At 61.7% G+C, this 17,357-nt stretch carries 15 protein-coding genes; 4 read left to right on the forward strand and 11 right to left on the reverse strand.

Going from position 1 to position 17,357, the window contains the following annotated elements:
• Positions 1–23: 23 nt before the first annotated feature.
• The 5 genes from WIF35_RS10405 to WIF35_RS10425 form a co-directional block, all read right to left on the reverse strand.
• Entirely contained in the window at positions 24–359 is a 336-nt protein-coding gene (locus WIF35_RS10405) for a hypothetical protein (RefSeq protein ID WP_412478146.1), read from the reverse strand.
• Positions 356–1,651 carry an acetyl-CoA hydrolase/transferase family protein gene (locus WIF35_RS10410; protein ID WP_412478147.1) on the reverse strand — a complete coding sequence of 432 codons (1,296 nt, stop codon included), beginning with the start codon at positions 1,649–1,651 and terminating at the stop codon, positions 356–358. Before WIF35_RS10410 ends, WIF35_RS10405 begins: the two co-directional genes overlap by 4 nt.
• Positions 1,652–1,756: 105 nt before the next feature.
• Entirely contained in the window at positions 1,757–2,899 is a 1,143-nt protein-coding gene (locus WIF35_RS10415; protein ID WP_412478148.1) for a THUMP domain-containing class I SAM-dependent RNA methyltransferase, read from the reverse strand.
• Between the two features lies 1 nt (position 2,900).
• Positions 2,901–3,317 (reverse strand): CopD family protein, encoded by a 417-nt coding sequence (locus tag WIF35_RS10420; protein ID WP_412478149.1) that lies wholly within the window; start codon positions 3,315–3,317, stop codon positions 2,901–2,903.
• Between the two features lie 15 nt (positions 3,318–3,332).
• Positions 3,333–4,208: an SDR family oxidoreductase gene (locus WIF35_RS10425; RefSeq protein ID WP_412478150.1), complete on the reverse strand. Its 876-nt coding sequence runs from the start codon at positions 4,206–4,208 to the stop codon at positions 3,333–3,335.
• A 62-nt stretch (positions 4,209–4,270) separates the two neighbouring features.
• Here WIF35_RS10425 and WIF35_RS10430 point away from each other — a divergent pair, with 62 nt between their 5' ends.
• Positions 4,271–5,287 (forward strand): CDP-6-deoxy-delta-3,4-glucoseen reductase, encoded by a 1,017-nt coding sequence (locus tag WIF35_RS10430; RefSeq protein ID WP_412478151.1) that lies wholly within the window; start codon positions 4,271–4,273, stop codon positions 5,285–5,287.
• A gap of 190 nt (positions 5,288–5,477) precedes the next feature.
• Here the strand turns inward: WIF35_RS10430 and WIF35_RS10435 are convergent, their stop codons facing one another.
• On the reverse strand, positions 5,478–6,110 hold the full coding sequence (locus WIF35_RS10435; RefSeq protein ID WP_412478152.1) for a hypothetical protein: 633 nt from the start codon (positions 6,108–6,110) through the stop codon (positions 5,478–5,480).
• Positions 6,111–6,413: 303 nt separating this feature from the next.
• Here WIF35_RS10435 and WIF35_RS10440 point away from each other — a divergent pair, with 303 nt between their 5' ends.
• Both WIF35_RS10440 and WIF35_RS10445 read left to right on the forward strand, forming a co-directional pair.
• Positions 6,414–7,268, forward strand: coding sequence for a phosphate/phosphite/phosphonate ABC transporter substrate-binding protein (locus WIF35_RS10440; RefSeq protein ID WP_412478153.1), 855 nt, complete (start codon positions 6,414–6,416; stop codon positions 7,266–7,268).
• A gap of 3 nt (positions 7,269–7,271) precedes the next feature.
• Positions 7,272–10,019 (forward strand): response regulator, encoded by a 2,748-nt coding sequence (locus WIF35_RS10445; protein WP_412478154.1) that lies wholly within the window; start codon positions 7,272–7,274, stop codon positions 10,017–10,019.
• A gap of 9 nt (positions 10,020–10,028) precedes the next feature.
• Here the strand turns inward: WIF35_RS10445 and WIF35_RS10450 are convergent, their stop codons facing one another.
• From WIF35_RS10450 to WIF35_RS10470, 5 genes are all read right to left on the reverse strand, one after another.
• Positions 10,029–10,733, reverse strand: coding sequence for an ABC transporter ATP-binding protein (locus tag WIF35_RS10450; RefSeq protein ID WP_412478155.1), 705 nt, complete (start codon positions 10,731–10,733; stop codon positions 10,029–10,031).
• Positions 10,726–11,499, reverse strand: a complete 774-nt coding sequence (locus WIF35_RS10455) for an ABC transporter ATP-binding protein (protein ID WP_412478156.1) — start codon at positions 11,497–11,499, stop codon at positions 10,726–10,728. The genes WIF35_RS10450 and WIF35_RS10455 overlap by 8 nt, the downstream gene beginning before the upstream one ends.
• Positions 11,496–12,563 carry an ABC transporter permease subunit gene (locus tag WIF35_RS10460; protein ID WP_412478157.1) on the reverse strand — a complete coding sequence of 356 codons (1,068 nt, stop codon included), beginning with the start codon at positions 12,561–12,563 and terminating at the stop codon, positions 11,496–11,498. Before WIF35_RS10460 ends, WIF35_RS10455 begins: the two co-directional genes overlap by 4 nt.
• Positions 12,560–13,483: a branched-chain amino acid ABC transporter permease gene (locus WIF35_RS10465; RefSeq protein ID WP_412478158.1), complete on the reverse strand. Its 924-nt coding sequence runs from the start codon at positions 13,481–13,483 to the stop codon at positions 12,560–12,562. Before WIF35_RS10465 ends, WIF35_RS10460 begins: the two co-directional genes overlap by 4 nt.
• A gap of 72 nt (positions 13,484–13,555) precedes the next feature.
• Positions 13,556–14,905: a branched-chain amino acid ABC transporter substrate-binding protein gene (locus WIF35_RS10470; protein WP_412478159.1), complete on the reverse strand. Its 1,350-nt coding sequence runs from the start codon at positions 14,903–14,905 to the stop codon at positions 13,556–13,558.
• Positions 14,906–15,209: 304 nt separating this feature from the next.
• On the opposite strand from WIF35_RS10470, the gene WIF35_RS10475 reads away from it, so the two are divergent.
• Entirely contained in the window at positions 15,210–16,583 is a 1,374-nt protein-coding gene (locus WIF35_RS10475; RefSeq protein WP_412478160.1) for an FAD-binding oxidoreductase, read from the forward strand.
• Positions 16,584–17,357: the final 774 nt, after the last annotated feature.

A 17,357-nucleotide genomic window follows, 5' to 3' on the forward strand; every position in this document is an offset into this window, starting at 1 on the left:
AAGTTGTAACGCTTGGCCCAGCGTCAATCGCCCAGACCAAACGCTTCCGCCCGCTTGCGCCGCAAGCCTTCCGGCATGCGCAGCGTGGCCATGTCCCAGCCTTCGATTTCCAGCACGCGCGACAGGCAATTCTCCATCAGCGTGTGCGCTTCAATGGCCGCTCGGGCGATTTCGCGATGCGGCGCCGGATCGTTGCCCGGATCCGTTTCGCAGTTCTGCTGGTAACTGTACAACTCGCGCAACTTGCGCAGTTGTACAGCCACCTGGGCCGGGCAGGCACACATGTAGACCATCGCTTCCTCGATGATCTGCTCGAGCTGCTGCTCGGAGAAACGTTTTTCCATCACTTCAAGACTCATAACAAATGCATTTTCTTGGCCGCTTCGCGCAGTTCATTACGGAAATTAGGATGGGCGATGGCGATCAGGGCTTCGCAACGCTGCTTGGCCGACTTGCCGCGCAATTGAGCGACGCCGTATTCGGTCACGACGTAGTTGATGTCGTTCTTGCTGGTCGACACATGCGTTCCCGACGACAGGGTCGGCACGATGCGCGAAATGGTGTCATCCTTGGCCGTCGCCGGCAGCACGATGAAGCCCTTGCCGCCTTTCGAACGATTGGCCGCACGGATGAAGTCCGACTGGCCACCAGTGCCGGAGTAAGGCACCGAACCCAGGCTTTCCGAGCCGCATTGGCCGAGGAAATCGATCTGCATGGTCGCGTTGATGGCGTGCAGGTTATCGTTCTGGCCGGCCAGGTACGGATCGTTGGTGACATCCACCGGATGCATTTCCAGGCCCGGATTGCGGTGCATGAAGTCGTAAAGCTTCTTCGAGCCGAGGGCGAAGGTCGCCATGATCTTGCCGCGATTGACGTTCTTGCAACCGCCGGTCACGACACCGGCCTCGACCAGGGTCATGATGCCGTCACCGACCATCTCGGTATGAATGCCGAGATCCTTCTTGTGCGTCAGCTGCATCACCACGGCATCCGGAATGCCGCCGTAGCCGATTTGCAGGGTTGCGCCATCGGGAATCATCTCGGCCACATAGCTGCCGATCGCTTCCTGCACCGGGCCGATCTTCGGCAGGCCAATTTCCAGGATCGGATCGGCACTTTCGCAAAGCGCCGTCACCTGCGAGATGTGGACATGGCAGCTGCCGTTGGCGAACGGCACGTTCGGATTGACTTCGAGCACGATGGCACGCGCCTTGGCCACAGCCGCCATGGTGTAGTCAGCAGCCAGCGACAGCGAGAAATAACCATGCTCGTCCATCGGCGAAGCCAGGCTGAAGACGACATCGGCCGGCATCAGGCCGCGGTCGATCAGCATCGGCATTTCGGAAAAATAAGACGGATAGAAGTCGATCCAGCCGTCCTTGCCGCCCGGCCGGGTCGCCCCGCTAAAAAAGTAGGCCGTATGGCGAACGTGATCGACCGTTTCCGGGTCGAGATAGGCGTATTTGCGCACCGGCAGAATCTGCGACACGGTAACGCCGCGGAAATCGGTGCGTGCATCGGACAAGGCCGTCAGCAGGCTGGGGGGTTCGCCGACGGCGGTCGGCACGACGATCGTGTCGCCGTTCTTGACGACGCGGATGGCATCGCCGGCGGACATGCGTTTTTGTTGGTATAGGGCCTGTACTGACATCTTGCTGCTCCTCTTTATAAATATTAGAAAACAAAGATGCTTACACATTGGTCAGACCAAAAGCCTGACCAAAATCAAAAGATTATCCTTATTGCATTGCAGCAATCAGCCTTTGCGATTACTCCCCGAGACCATGCGAATCTCGAACAGGCGGCATTCCAGCGGCCCGTTGAACAGCGGCGTCTTGCGGCTCGGCTTCAGGCCAACCAGTTTGGGCAGGCGCAGGTCGGCCGTGAAGAAGAAGCAGTTCCAGCCAGCCCAGTAGCGTTTCAGCGCCGTGCCGAGCTGCGGATAGAAGGCGGCCAGTTCTTCCTGCTCGCCGATACGCTCGCCGTAGGGCGGGTTGGCCACCATGATGCCATGTTCGGTCAACGGCTGGACTTCCAGCACATCGGCGCAATCGACCGTGATCAGGTTGCCGAAACCGGCTTCCTGCAGGTTGCGCCGCGTTGCCCGCACGGCACGCTCGTCGATGTCGTAGCCGCGGATGTCCATACGCTCGGCCGGTTTGACCCGCGCCTCCGCCGCACTGCGAATATTCGCCCAATCCAGCGCCTGGAAGTGCCTGAGGCGCTCAAACGAGAAGGTGCGATCCAGCCCCGGCGCGCGATCGAGCGCCACCTGGATGGCTTCGAGCAGGAAAGTACCGCTACCGCACATTGGGTCGACCAGCGGGGTGCCCGGCTGCCAGCCGGTCATCTTCAAAATGCCGGCGGCCAGGTTTTCCTTCAGCGGCGCATCGACGCTGGCCTTACGGAAGCCGCGCTGCCACAGCGGCTGGCCCGAAGTGTCGAGGTAAAGCGTGCACTCGTTCTCGGTCAGGAAAACGTGGATGCTGACATCCGGGTTGCGCGTCTCGATATTTGGCCGCTCGCCCAGATCCTCGCGGAAGCGGTCGCACACGGCGTCCTTGACGCGCAGGGTGACATAGTCGAGGGATTTCAGCGGGCACTTGATGGCCGTGGTCACCACGCGCATCGTGCTGCTCACCGCGAAATGGTTCGGCCACAGCTGGCGCACAGCCAGGCGGTAGATGTCGTCTTCCTTGGCGTACGGTCCCTTGACGATATGCCACAGGATACGGGTCGCCAGGCGCGATTCCAGATTGGCGCGGTAGCACACCGTCCAGTCGCCGGAGAAGAAGGCGCCGCCGGCAATGGCCTGCACCTCTTCGCCGCCGATGGCGGTCAGTTCCTCGGCGAGCAGGGTTTCCAGCCCGCGCGGGCAGATGGCGAAATACTTGTTCATATCAGAAGGGCTTCAAAACGACGAGGAACAGAACGACCAGCAGGATCACCACCGGCAGTTCGTTATAAAAACGGAACCACACATGCGAGCGGGCATTGTCGCCGCTCTGGAAGCGCTTGAGCACCAGGCCGCAATGCACGTGGTAGGCGACCAGGATGGCGACCAGGAAAGTCTTGGCGTGCAGCCAGCCGCCGGAGAAGCCGTAGCCGAACCACAGCCACAGGCCGAGCACCACGGCCAGGAAGCCGAGCGGCGTCATGAACTTGAACAGCTTGCCGGCCATCAGCAGCAGACGCTCGCGTTCGGCCACGCTGTCGGCCGGCACCATCGCCAGATTGACGAAGATGCGCGGCAGGTAGAACAGGCCGGCGAACCATGAAATGACCATCCAGATATGCAATGCCTTGACCACGAGCACGAGCTTTCTCCTTGATTAACGGGCCGCTTTCGCCGCCGCGATGCCGACGTCGACCGTCGGAAAGGCGAGGCGCAGCCTCAGTTCGTTTTTCAGGCGACGATTGCCGATGCGGCGCGACTCGCGCATGAACGACATCTGCACCGGCGACAACTGCGCCGCCGCAGCCGCCCGCGTCAAACGCGGCGGGCGCGGCAAGGCGAAGGCATCGGCCACCTTGTCGAAATATTCGGCCATCTTCATGTCCGAATCATCCACCACATTGTAGGCCCGACCGGCCCCGCCGTGGCGGATCGCCGCGACGCAGGCCGCCGCTAGATCATCGGCGTGGATGTGGTTGGTATACACGTCGTCCTCGGCCACCAGCGCCGGCAGTCCCTTGCTCAGGCGCTCCACCGGCAGGCGGTCGGCCGCGTAGATGCCCGGCGCGCGCAGGATGCTGATGGCCACGCCATTGCGCCGCCCCCAGTCGCGCAGCACACGCTCGGCATCAACGCGGCGGCCGGCGCGCGAGCTTTCCGGGTTCAAGTGGCGCGTCTCGTCGATCTGCGCCCCGGCGCAATCGCCGTAAACCCCTGTCGTGCTTACGTAAATCAGGCGGCGTGGTAGACTTTCGGCCTTGCCCAACGCAGCCAACAGATGGCGGGTGCGCTTGTCCTGCCGGCCTTCGCCGGGTGGCGGCGCCAGGTGCAGCACGACGTCGGCCAGACCGGCCAGGCGACGCAGGCTGGAACGATCGTCCAGATCGGCCAGCACCGGCGTTGCCCCGGCCTTGCGCCACGCCTGCACCCGGTCGGCATCGCGCAGCAGCGCATAGACGCGGGCGCGGCGGGCAAGGCGGGAGAGAATGCGGCGGGCGACGTCCCCGCTGCCGACAATCAGGATTTTTTGCACGCCGGCATTGTAGCAGGGGCACCCCTGACGATCTGGCGCGAAGGAAAGACAAGGGGAACCCGATGACTTACCAGATCACCGTCCAGCCGAGCGGCCGCCAGTTCAGCGCCGAGGCCGATGAAACCCTGCTCGACGCTGGATTGCGCCAGGGCGTGCTGCTGCCCTACGGCTGCAAGGATGGCGCCTGCGGCGCCTGCAAGGGCAAGCTGCTTTCTGGCAGCGCCGACATGGGCGACGCCCCGCTACCCGCGCTCAAGGACGAAGACCGTGCCGCCGGTATGATCCTCTTCTGCTGCGCCAAGCCGACCTCCGATCTCAGTATTGAATGCAAGCAGGTGAGCAGCGCCAGCCAGTTCCCGGTCAAGACCCTGCCCGGCCGCATCGAGAAGTTCGAGAAAGTCGCCCCCGACGTCGTCGAACTCCACCTGCGCCTGCCGGCCAGCGAAGAGCTGCAATTCTTCGCCGGGCAATATATCGACATCCTGCTCAAGGACGGCCGCAAGCGCAGCTTCTCGCTGGCCAACGCACCGCGCGCCGACAAGATGCTCGAACTGCACATCCGCCACGTGCCGAACGGCCTGTTCACCACGCAAGTCTTCACCACCATGAAGGCGCGCGACATCCTGCGCTTCTCCGGCCCGCATGGCAGCTTCTTCCTGCGCACCCAATCTACCAAGCCGATCATCCTGCTCGCCGGCGGCACCGGCTTCGCGCCGATGAAGGGCATCGTCGAGCAGGCCATAGCCGACGGCTGTACCCGCCCGATTCACCTCTACTGGGGCGCCAAGGCCAAGGCCGACCTGTACATGAACGACCTGCCCGAGCAATGGGCGGCAGCGCATCCGAACATCAAGTACGTGCCTGTGCTCTCCGAGCCAGCTGCCGACGATCAATGGAACGGCCGCACCGGCTTCGTGCACCAGGCCGTGCTGGCCGACTTCCCGGATCTTTCCGGCTACCAGGTCTATGCCTGCGGCTCGCCGGTCATGGTCGATATCGCCAAGAAGGAATTCGTCGAGCTCAACAAGCTGCCGGAAGAAGAATTCTTCGCCGACGCCTTCACCTTCTCGACCACCTGATTTTTGCCCTTTTTGGCCAGTGCACCGCAGCAGTGGCCTACAAACGCTGGATTGCCCCCGAATAATTCCCTCCCCTGACAAGGGGGCGAAGCTGAGGTTTCGAGAAGCACTGCTTCTCGCCAGCGGCGCCGGCGGACTGTGCAAAGTCCGCCGTGGGGGGCCGGGAAAGAACCCCCTTCCTACCCAAACCTCACCGCTGCCAGGCACACCCCTGCAGCAGCTTGCCATCCACCGTCACCTGCGCCGTCCAGCCGAACACCGCATTCGCCGCCTGATCGCGGCAACGCTCGCGCTTCAGGTGCACGCCGATCTTCTGGCCAGTAGACTCGGCATCGATCTGAGCCGCCTTGTCGTCACCCTGCGTCTTCGCCGCCAGCAACAAATCGGGCTGCCCCATGCGGTTCAGCCGCAAATGCGTCGCGCTGGCCACCAGCGACCAACCGGTGCCGGCCGCCCGCCAATTTTCCTCGCCACCACCCGGCTGCTGGCAACGCCCGGCCACCCGCGCCATATTGACGTCGGAAGCCCGCAAACTTCCGCCATCCAGCACGCCGATCAACTCGGCATACAGATGCTTGCCTTCGGCCAGCCCTATCAGATTCAAGGTCTCGACTACCTTTTGCCCATCCGACACATCCTCGACGATCGCATAGCTTCGATCCCGACAGGGCGCCATCACCAACTTCCCGCCCTGCTGCATCATCAACCCGGCAGCGATCTTCGGACGCCCATCAGCCTTTTCAGGCTGCTGCTCCGTTGCCCATGCATTGGCCGATAGCAACACGCCACCGGCAAGTGCCATCATCGCGAAAGCCCCCCTCATCCGTTTTTCTCCTTGCTCAAGTTCGACGATTGTCTGCGAACCATGCCGACTTCTCTTTGACCTAGTTAAAAATGTTGCAAAGCCTGAACTGGAATATTTCGTGGCCTGGATTTGTCAGGAATCACAACGTGAGATACATTGAAGTTAAATCAAAAAGATGAAACAAGCGCGATATCGAAGGTCGTCCTGTACACGCCGGAAGTGCTCTCCCTAAAGGGCTCTTTTTTACGACGAGCCCTGAACCAAGGAAGCTGAACTATCGCTCTGGCTGATCGACAGGGAAGCCTAATTTGCAGGGAGGATATGATGCTTCGCTTTCTTTCTTCCGCGTTAGGTCGGTGTATTTTTCGCTTTCTCACTGCGCTGCCAGCAATCTGGCTTTGCATATTACCTGCCGGGGCCGCCGATGCGGTTTACACATTCTCGGTCGTTCCTCAATTTGAACGACGAACACTGTTCAACATCTGGCAACCCATCGTCGATGAAATCCAGCGACAGACGGGGCAGCGTTTCGAACTCGTGACCTCACTCTCGGTCGGCGACTATGATGCCGAAGTCAGGCGGGGCGCCTACGATTTCGTCTATCTGAACCCCTACCTGATGGATAGCGTTGCCAAGCAGCCCGGCTACATTCCGCTGGTCCATGACGGGCGACCGCTGCACGGCATCGTTATCGTGCGCAAGGACAGTCCTCTGCTGCGAGCTGAGGATCTGCAGAATAAAACCCTTGCCGTTCCTGCGCTCCCGGCGCTTGCCGCAAGCCTTTTGGTCAGAGCTGAACTGGATCGCAAGCATGCCACTCGGGTCTCCCCCGTCGTCGTCAAAACACATAGCTCAGTCTTCATGCACGTCGTCAATGGACTGACTGACGCGGGAGGGACGACGGAAAAGCTGCTGCTCGAACAAGATCCACGCATCCAGGGAACCCTGCGCGTCCTGTTCAGGACCCAGGGTGTTCCGTCCCACCCCATTGCCGCTCATCAACGGGTTCCGGCAGCAGTTCGCGAGCAGGTCAAACAGGCCTTTCGCAGGATGGGAGACAGCCCACAAGGTCGCGAACTGCTCGCCAGAATACCGATGCAAGAAGTAAAACCTGTCGCTATCCAGGAGTTTCAGTCAATCAAGGAATTGAAACTCGAGCACTACCTGGAGCAGTAATCCATGTCACTACGCTGGAAACTGCTTCTCCCGCTCTTGATGGCAGCTCTCATCGCCGGCATCAGCATGGAGCGCATCTGGCTGCAACGCTCATTGAGCCTGATCGAAAGCAATCAGGTTCGCTCCATGGAGCGCCATCTGGAAAGCCTGGGGGAAACGCTGGTTCCGTTGATGATCGGCCAACAACTCGATGTCATAAACGAAAACCTGGACGCGCTCTTGCTCAGGAATCCGGACTGGGTATCCATCCGTCTGCTCGATAGCAAAGGTAGGCAACTCTACCCCCTGCTGACCGTTGAAACGCCCCCCAAGAAATCTGCGGCAGATCCTCGCCCAATCAGCGTCAGGATAGTTTACGCAGGGCGCGAAATGGGCCGCATCGAAGCCAGCTTCGACATCCGTCCCTATATGGATTCGCAGCGTGCGGAGTTCAACAAGAGCCTCTTTTTCCTGATCGCCCTGCTGGGCCTCTGCGTTGTCACCATCGCGACCCTGGTCGAGAGTCTCATCTATCGCCCCTTGCGCCGACTTTCGCGAGTGGCAAGCGCGCTGGCGCACAATGACTTTTCGGCACCACTTCCTCCGGCAGGAAAAGACATCATGGGGGAACTGGTGGATAGCTTCCGAAACATGCGCGATGGGCTCCAGTCCTACCATGCCGACCTGACCCACGAGATTGACGTCCGCACGCTTGCCGAAACCGCGCTGCGCAAGTTCTACCTTGCTGTCGAGCAAAGTCCGGAAAGCATTGTCATAACCAATCTTGATGCCGAAATCGAGTACGTTAACTCGGCCTTCCTGCGCGTGACAGGATATCGGACGGACGAAATCATCGGCCAGAATCCCAGGATCCTTCATTCAGGCAAGACACCGCCGGATACATTCGCGCAGCTGTGGGAAAGCCTCGGAAAAGGGGAAGTCTGGCAAGGAGAGTTTCACAATCGCTGCAAGGATGGCAGCGAATTCATCGAAGCGGCGATCATCACTCCACTCCGCCAGGCCGACGGCAGCATCACCCACTATGTCGCGGTCAAGGAAGACATCACGGAAAAGAAACGGGTCAGCGCGGAGCTGGAACAGTATCGCAACCACCTTGAGGAAGAGGTCAGGACGCGTACATTGGAGCTGGCTAATGCCAAGGCTGCGGCAGAGTTCGCCAACAAGGCGAAAAGCGAATTCCTGGCTAACATGTCGCACGAGATACGTACCCCGCTCAACGCGATTCTGGGGTTGACCCATTTGCTGCGCACGGATGCCAGCCGGGGGCAGGCCGAACGTCTGGAAAAGATCGACAATGCAGGCCATCACTTGCTGTCGATCATCAACGACATTCTCGATATCTCGAAGATCGAAGCGGGCAAATTGCAGCTCGAGCAAAGCGATTTTGCCTTGTCGTCGGTACTCGATCACGTGAGCTCCTTGCTCAGTGAAAGTGCGCGTAGCAAGGGACTCGAAATTCGCATCGATAGCGACTCGGTTCCCGGCTGGTTACGTGGTGACGTCATGCGGCTGCGCCAGTGCCTGCTCAATTTCGGCGGAAATGCCGTCAAATTCACTGAGCACGGCTCGATAAGTCTACGCGCCAGATTGCTCGAACAGAATGATGACGAGTTACTCATCCGCTTCGAAGTCGAGGACACCGGGATTGGCATCGCGCCGGAGGTACTGGCAGGTCTATTCCAACCCTTCGAGCAAGCCGACAGTTCGACGACCCGAAAATTCGGCGGAACGGGCCTCGGGCTAGTCATCACTCGACGCTTGGCCAGCCTGATGGGTGGCGCCTCGGGCGCGGAAAGCACGCCGGGCGTAGGCAGTACATTCTGGTTCACTGCCAGGCTACAACGGGGTCGCGGCATACAGGTGATGCCGCGACCCGAAATCATGCACGCCGAGGAGGCGATGCGGCAGCATCATCGCGGCCAACGCATTCTGCTTGCCGAAGACAACCCAATCAACCGCGAGGTTGCACTGGAGTTGCTTCACGCCGTTGGCTTGGCGGTTGATAGTGCCGAAGACGGTATCGAAGCCATAGAAAAAGCCAGGCAACACCATTACGATCTGGTGCTGATGGACATGCAGATGCCTAACCTGGACGGTGTTTCAGCGACCCGACACATCAGACAGTTTTCTGGTTGGGAAGCCATCCCCATTCTCGCCATGACCGCGAACGCCTTCGAGGAGGATCGCCAGGCCTGCTCTGCGGCGGGGATGAATGACTTCATTCCCAAACCCGTTGAGCCGGAACAACTGTACGCAACCCTGTTGCGCTGGCTGAAAACACCAAGTGCAGACCAGTCCAAGAGCGCCACGCCACAGATGGAATGTCCCGCCTCCGAACCTGACGCCACAGACGCCGATATTCGCCGTCAACTAGAAGCGATTCCCGGCTTATCCCCGGAGAATGGATTGGAGAACGTTCGTAATCGGCTCCCGAGCTATCTGCGCATTCTTAGTATCTTCATCGAGTCACACCTGAACGACCCTTTGCAGATTCAGGGCTTCCTGGATGCCGGAAATCTCGTTGAGGCTGAACACAAGGCACATGCCCTCAAGGGGGCTGCAGCCAACCTGGGGGCTATGGAAATCGCCGCGTTGGCAACCGACATCGACAACGCCCTGAAAAACCAGCATCTGGCAGAAGCAAAAAACCATCTCGATACCCTGTGCATCAAGATGCCAGCGTTTTTCAGTTCCTTGAATACCGTTCTCGAGAATGCTGCCGCACGACAGGACAGCATCGCAACCCGTTGAATTGGGTAATTACTCTCCCAAATACGCCGCCCGCACTTTCGGGTCGTCGAGCAGCGCTTTCGACTCGCCATTCAGCGTGATCTCTCCACTTTCCAGCACGTAGGCGCGCTGGCTGGTTTCGAGGGCGAGCTTGGCATTTTGTTCGATCAGGAGCGTGGTCATGCCGTCGGCGGCGACGGCGCGGACGACTTCGAAGATCTTCTGCACCATGATCGGCGCCAGACCCATCGAAGGTTCGTCAAGCAACAGCATCTTGGGGCGGCTCATCAGGGCGCGTCCAATGGCGAGCATTTGCTGTTCGCCGCCGGAAAGGGTGCCGGCGAGCTGGCCAGCGCGTTCCTTCAGGCGCGGGAAGTAGCCGAAGACACGCTCGAGGTCAGCGGCGATCTCGGCCTTGTCGTCGCGCACGAAGGCGCCCATGGCGAGGTTTTCGGTGACCGTCAGGCGCGGGAAGACGCCGCGGCCTTCAGGGACGAGAGCGATGCCCTTGCGGATGACGTCGTGCGGGGCGATCTTGCTGATCTTCTCGCCGCAGAAATGCACATCGCCGCCGACCGCGTCGAGCACGCGGGCGATGGCCTTCAGCGTGCTGGTCTTGCCGGCGCCGTTGGCACCGATCAGGGCAACGGTTTCGCCTTCGTTGACGTGGAAGGTGATGCTGCGCACCGCCTGGATGCCGCCGTAGGCGACGTGGAGTCCGGTTACTTCAAGCACCTAGGTAAGCCTCAATCACTCGTTGATCTTTCTGCACGACAGCGGGCACATCCTCAATGACGAGGGCACCGTAGTCGAGCACCGCGACGCGGTCGCACAGGCCCATGACCAGTTTGACGTCGTGTTCGATGAGCAGAATCGTCGTGCCATCGCGGCGGATGCCGTCGATCAGGTCGCGCAGTTCCTCGGTTTCGGTGGCGTTCATGCCAGCGGCCGGTTCGTCCAGGCAGAGCAGCTTGGGCTCGGTGGCGAGGGCGCGGGCGATCTCCAGGCGGCGCTGGTCGCCGTAGGAGAGATTCTTGGCCAGGTCGTCGGCGCGGTCCTCGATGCGCACGTAGTGCAGCAGGTCCATGGCGCGCTGGCGGATGGCCGCTTCTTCGGCGCGGGTGGCCGCCGTGTTGAGCATGGCACCGATGACGCCGGCCTTGGTACGGACATGGCGGCCGACCATGACGTTTTCCAGCGCCGTCATGTTGCCGAACAGGCGGATGTTCTGGAAGGTGCGGGCGATGCCGCGCGCCGCTGCCTGCTGCGGCGCATCGGCGACGAGCGGGGCGCCGTCGAAGGTGAAGCCGCCGCCATCCGGCACGTAGAGCCCGGTCATGCAGTTGAAGAAGGTGGTCTTGCCGGCGCCGTTGGGGCCGATCAGGCCGTAGATTTCGCCGCGCTTGATGGTCAACGACACATCGCGCAGCGCCTTGACGCCGCCAAAATGCTTGGCGACGGCCTTGGCTTCGAGCAGGAGTTCGGACGGATTTGCGCTCATGCGGCACCGCCCTTCTCGCTCAGCTCACGCTTGCGTTCGGGCGCCGGCCACAGCCCGGCCGGCTTGAAGCGCATGACGAGCACCAGCGCCAGACCGAAGACCAGCATGCGCAGGCTTTCCGGATCGACCAGCATCTTGCCGAAGAGCGCCGTCTGGATCGGCCCGACGCCGTAGCGCAGGGCTTCCGGTAGCACCGAAAGGAGCACCGCGCCGAGGATGACGCCGGGGATATGCCCCATGCCGCCGAGCACGACCATGGCCAGGATCATGATCGACTCGATCAGCGAGAAGGACTCGGGCGAAACGAAGCCCTGCATGGCCGAGAAGATGCCGCCGGCGATGCCGCCGAAGCTGGCGCCCATGGCGAAGGCCAGCAGCTTGACGTTGCGGGTGTTGATGCCGACGGCCTTGGCGGCGATCTCGTCTTCGCGGATGGCCTGCCAGGCGCGGCCGATGCGCGAATTCTGCAGGCGCAGATTGATGATGATGACCACGATGGAGAGCGCCACCAGCAGGTAGTAATACTTCATCGGCCCGGTCAGCGCGTAGCCGAAAATTTGCGTGGTGCCGGAGAACTTGAAGTCGCCAAAGGCCACCGGGTCGATCAGCGTGATGCCCTGCGGACCGTTGGTGATATTGATCGGCGCGTTTAGGTTGTTCATGAAGATGCGGACGATCTCGCCGAAACCGAGGGTCACGATGGCCAGGTAGTCGCCGCGCAGCTTCAGCGTCGGCGAGCCAAGCAGCACGCCGGCGATGCAGGCGAAGCCGGCGCCGAGCGGCAGGATGGCCCAGATCGGCCAGTGCAGCCCGAAATGCGGGCTGGCCAGCAGCGCCCAGGTGTAGGCGCCGACGGCATAGAAGGCGATGTAGCCGAGGTCGAGCAGGCCGGCGTAGCCGACCACGATGTTCAGGCCGAGCGCCAGGAAGACATAGAGGATGGCGAAATCGAGAATACGCACCCAGGCCTGCCCACCGGCCGCGGCCACGAAGGGCAGCGCGAGCAGGGCAAGGGCGATGAAGGCGACACCTGCGGTGGACTTGGGAGAAAGCCAGTTTTTCATGCGCGGTCTCCCGTCTTTTCGCCGAACAGGCCACTGGGCTTGAACATCAGCACGCCGATCAGCACGACGAAGGCAAAGATGTCCTGATAGTGGCTGCCGAGGAAGCCGCCGGTGAGGTCGCCGATGTAGCCGGCGCCGAGCGCTTCGATGATGCCGAGCAGCACGCCGCCCAGCATGGCGCCAGCGAGGTTGCCGATGCCGCCCAGGACGGCGGCGGTGAAGGCCTTGAGGCCGAGCATGAAGCCCATCTGGTAGTGCGCGATTTCGTAGTAGGTGCCGACCATGACGCCGGCCAGGGCGCCGAGCGCCGAGCCGATGACGAAGGCGGCGGCGATGACGCGGTTGATATTGACGCCCATCAGGCTGGCCACGGCCGGGTTCTGCGCCGTGGCGCGCATGGCCATGCCGAGCTTGGTACGGTAGACCAGCGCCAGCAGGCCGGCCATGGTGGCGCCTGAAACAAGCACGATGATCAGCTGGATAGCGGTGAAATGGGCGCCTGCCACCTCGAAATTGATCTTGGGCAGCAGGTGCGGAAAGGTCAGGTAATTACGCCCCCAGAACATCATGGCCAGGTTCTGCAGCACGATGGACATGCCGATGGCGGTGATCAGCGGGGTCAGGCGCGGCGCGTTGCGCAAGGGCCGGTAGGCGATGCGCTCCAGGCTCCAGCCGAGCGCCATGCAAACAAGCACCGAAGCCGTCAGCCCGGCCAGGCCGGCAATGGCGACCGGCATGCCGGCCTTGATCAGTGCTCCGGCCACCGAAATGGTGACCAGTGTGCCGATCATCACCACTTCGCCGTGCGCGAAGTTGATCAGCCCCATGATGCCGTAGACCATGGTGTAGCCCAGCGCGACGAGGGCGTAGATGCTGCCCTGCACAAGGCCATTGATGATCTGCTGGAGGAAAATATCCATATTGTGTATTTCGTTTGCAGCATGTGGAAACGGCACCTTGCGGTGCCGTTTCGTGGAGCGGATAGCCCGCGCTTACTTCTTCTCGACTGCTGCCTTGGTCGCCTCGGCGGCACCCTTCACCGCTTCGGCACCGGCCTTGACGGCATCCTTGCCAGCTTCGGCGGCGGCACCGGCAACGGCCTTGGCGGCATCCTTCACCTCGGCCACGGCTTCCTTGACTTCGGCCTTGGCGACCTCGACCGGGCTGCCACCCAGGGTCTCGACGTACTCGAGCTTGCCGCCCTTGTACTGGTAGATGGAAATGGCGCCGCCCTTCAGATCGCCGACTTCGTCGAACTCGATCAGTGCGGTCACGCCGTCATACTTGGTCTTGCCGACTTCCGGCAGGTACTTGGCCGGATCGACCGAGTTGGCACGCTTCATCGAATCGGCCATGACCATCACCGCATCGTAGACGTACGGAGCGTAGAGCTGGATTTCGGCGTTGAACTTCTTGGTGAACTTATCCTTGAATTCCGGACCCTTGGCCAGCTTCTCGAGCGGCATGCCCGGCAGCGAGCAGTAGTTGCCTTCGCTGGCTTCGCCACCCAACTTCATGAATTCCGGCGTACAGACGCCGTCGCCGCCGAGGAACTTGGCCTTGATGCCCAGTTCCTTCATCTGCTTGGCCATCGGGCCGCCCTGAGCGTCCATGCCGCCGAAGAAGACGAGGTCGGCCTTGGTCGACTTGATCTTGGTCAGGATGGCCTTGAAGTCGGTGGCCTTGTCGGTGGTGTATTCGTTGGCGACGACCTTGAGGCCGGAAGCTTCGGCGGCCTTGCGGAATTCGTCGGCCAGACCCTGGCCATAAGCCGTGCGGTCATCGACGACGGCGACCGTCTTGACGCCCTGCTTGGCAGCGAATTCACCGAGGATCTTGCCCTGCTGAACGTCGTTGGCCATCACGCGGAAGGCGGTCTTGAAGCCCTGCTGGGTGTATTTCGGATTGGTTGCGGAGCCGGAAATCTGCGGGATGCCGGCGTCGGCGTAGAGCTTGGAGGCCGGGATGGTGGTGCCGGAGTTCAGGTGACCGATGACGCCGTTGACCTTGGCATCGACCAGCTTCTGGGCGACGACGGTGCCCTGCTTCGGATCGGCTGCATCGTCTTCGGCGACCAGTTCGAACTTGACCTTGGCGCCGCCGATTTCGAGGCCCTTGGCATTCAGTTCCTCAACGGCCAGCTTGGCGCCGTTTTCGTTGTCCTTGCCCAGGTGAGCCTGCGGACCAGTCATCGGCGCGACATGGCCGAGCTTGACGACGACTTCGGGCGGGGCGGCCGGCGCGGGTGCGGCGGCGGGTTTCGGTTCTTCTTTCTGGCCGCAAGCGGACAGGGCGAAGGCGGCTGCTACGGAGAGGGCAACTACGGAAAGCTTGGCTTGCATCGGTGTTTTCTCCTGAACTCGTGGGGATGATGAATTTGGCACAACGGAATGATTCTCCCTATCGCCATACGCGCCGTCAATAAGTGCTTACGCTATAGTTCGCGCCAGGAATAACCTGGACTGCCCATTAGCCGGCCCTAAAGGCCTGCACGAGTGCTGGCGGCCGCTTTGCGGCGCCTTGCCGTCGCCGCTTCGCACCAATGGAAAACACCATTGGCTTGGCGCGTCAACGTCAATCCGCGCGCAAACCGCCTCGCCATCAGCTCGTGCTCTAATGCGCAGTCCAGGTTCAACGGAGAACACCATGCCCCTGCCCACAGCCCTGCACGAAGAACTCAAAAATCGCTTTGCCCAACGCTACACCACCGGCGAATCCGCCTGCCTGCAACATGGCCGCGACGAGTCGGTACATTGCCCCGCGCCGCCCGATGCGGTGGTGCTGGCGGAGAGCACCGAGGAGATCGCCGCAGTCGTCCGCCTGTGCGCCGAGCACGGCGTGCCGGTCATTCCCTACGGCGTCGGCAGTTCGGTCGAGGGCCACGTGCTGGCGCCGAACGGCGGCGTCTCGCTCGACCTGTCGCTGATGAACGAGGTGCTGGTCATTCACGCCGAGGACGGCGACGCCACCGTGCAGGCCGGCGTAACCCGCAAGCAGCTGAACGACGCGCTGAAGGGCACTGGCCTCTTCTTCCCGATCGATCCCGGCGCCGATGCCACCCTTGGCGGCATGGCGGCGACCCGCGCCTCCGGCACCAACGCCGTGCGCTACGGCACCATGCGCGAAAACGTCATGGCCACCACCACCGTTCTGGCCGACGGCCGCATCGTCAAGACCGGCGGTCGCGCCCGCAAGTCTTCCGCCGGCTACGACCTGACCCGCCTGCTGGTCGGTTCGGAAGGTACGCTGGGCATCATGACCGAGTTGACCGTCAAGCTCTACCCCATCCCCGAGGCCATCTCGGCCGCCGTGTGCACCTTCCCGACCATCGAGGCGGCAGTGCAGACGGTGATCCAGACCATCCAGCTCGGCGTGCCGGTGGCGCGCATCGAACTGCTCGACACGCTGTCGCTGTCGGCCATCAACAAGTTCAGCAAGACCACGCTGGCCGAAGCACCCACGCTGTTCTTCGAATTCCATGGCAGCCCTGCTGGCGTCGAGGAACAGGCGCAGACCGTGCAGGCCATCGCCGACGATCTGGGCGGCGCCAATTTCGAATGGGCGACCCGGCCGGAAGACCGCAGCCGCCTGTGGCAAGCCCGCCACGACGCCTACTTCGCCTGCCTGCAACTCAAGCCCGGCTGCCGCTGCTTCCCGACCGATGTCTGCGTGCCGATCTCACGCCTGGCCGAATGCATCGCCGAAACCCAGGCCGACATCGCCCAGGTCAGCATCCCCATCGCCCTCTTCGGCCATGTCGGCGATGGCAATTTCCATCTGGTCGTGCTGGTCGATACCGACAACGCCAAGGAAATGGAAGAGGCCGCCTGGATCAGCCGCCGCGTCGTCGAGCGTTCCATCGCGATGGAAGGGACGTGCACTGGTGAGCATGGGATCGGTTTGGGCAAGAAGAAGTATCTTGTTGCCGAGCATGGGGAAGGGGCGGTGGAGGTCATGCGGGCGCTGAAGATGGCGCTGGATCCGAAGAATTTGTTGAATCCCGGGAAGGTTTTGCCCTGAGGGGGACGTTCTTGAGGCGGAGCTCCGCTTAGACTCAGTTTTCCGCCTTGACGGCGGGCTTACTTTTTCTTGCTTGGCCAAGAAAAAGTAGCCAAAAAGAAGGCCACCCCTGGGTCGGCGGTGGGCTGCGCCCACTTCCTTCCGCTACTCGCTTGGCCGGGCGGCTGGCTAAACTCGCCGCGATGCGGCTCAAACAACGCCAGCCGACTACCCCCGGCCAACCTGCGTTGCTCAGCGCCTCTCAAGGGGCCCGGAAAACCGCCCCCGCTGATAAGCCTCTCCGTCATTCCCGCGAAGGCGGGAATCCAGAAAATGCTCCTAACCCCCCCTCTGGATTCCCGCTTTCGCGGGAATGACCTCAGATATCGTGACTGCTGCGGTGCACTGCCTAAAAAGGCAAAAAACCAAACGCCAGCCTCTCAGCGACGATCGGTTTTCAACCTCCCGTGGGAGGCGCCGAGCAACGCAGGCGGGACGGGGGATTTCGGCTGGCGTTGTCTGAGCCGCATCGCGGCGAGTTTAGCCAGCCGCCCGGCACGTCGAGTAGCGCAGGGGACCCGCGTAGCGGGCGCCGACCCCGGGTCGCCTTCTTCTTTGGCTACTTTCTTCTTGGCGAAGCAAGAAGAAAGTACGCCCGCCGTAAAGGCGGAAAGCAGCACTTGAGCAAACACCCCAACGGTGCCCCCTAAAAAGCGCGCTCTAAAAAATCCATTACGGGAAATCCCCCGTTCCCAAGAACCATCCCCACCCCCAATACTCAAATCTCCAAACCTT

Origin of the sequence: Azonexus sp. IMCC34839, assembly GCF_047047955.1 — a bacterium.
GTDB lineage: Bacteria > Pseudomonadota > Gammaproteobacteria > Burkholderiales > Rhodocyclaceae > Azonexus.

Coding starts and splice junctions, on each gene's coding strand:
- WIF35_RS10405 (WP_412478146.1), bottom strand. CDS start 359: ATGAGTCTTGAAGTGATGGAAAAACGTTTCTCCGAGCAGCAGCTCGAG.
- WIF35_RS10410 (WP_412478147.1), bottom strand. CDS start 1,651: ATGTCAGTACAGGCCCTATACCAACAAAAACGCATGTCCGCCGGCGAT.
- WIF35_RS10415 (WP_412478148.1), bottom strand. CDS start 2,899: ATGAACAAGTATTTCGCCATCTGCCCGCGCGGGCTGGAAACCCTGCTC.
- WIF35_RS10430 (WP_412478151.1), top strand. CDS start 4,271: ATGACTTACCAGATCACCGTCCAGCCGAGCGGCCGCCAGTTCAGCGCC.
- WIF35_RS10435 (WP_412478152.1), bottom strand. CDS start 6,110: ATGAGGGGGGCTTTCGCGATGATGGCACTTGCCGGTGGCGTGTTGCTA.
- WIF35_RS10440 (WP_412478153.1), top strand. CDS start 6,414: ATGATGCTTCGCTTTCTTTCTTCCGCGTTAGGTCGGTGTATTTTTCGC.
- WIF35_RS10445 (WP_412478154.1), top strand. CDS start 7,272: ATGTCACTACGCTGGAAACTGCTTCTCCCGCTCTTGATGGCAGCTCTC.
- WIF35_RS10455 (WP_412478156.1), bottom strand. CDS start 11,499: ATGAGCGCAAATCCGTCCGAACTCCTGCTCGAAGCCAAGGCCGTCGCC.
- WIF35_RS10460 (WP_412478157.1), bottom strand. CDS start 12,563: ATGAAAAACTGGCTTTCTCCCAAGTCCACCGCAGGTGTCGCCTTCATC.
- WIF35_RS10465 (WP_412478158.1), bottom strand. CDS start 13,483: ATGGATATTTTCCTCCAGCAGATCATCAATGGCCTTGTGCAGGGCAGC.
- WIF35_RS10470 (WP_412478159.1), bottom strand. CDS start 14,905: ATGCAAGCCAAGCTTTCCGTAGTTGCCCTCTCCGTAGCAGCCGCCTTC.
- WIF35_RS10475 (WP_412478160.1), top strand. CDS start 15,210: ATGCCCCTGCCCACAGCCCTGCACGAAGAACTCAAAAATCGCTTTGCC.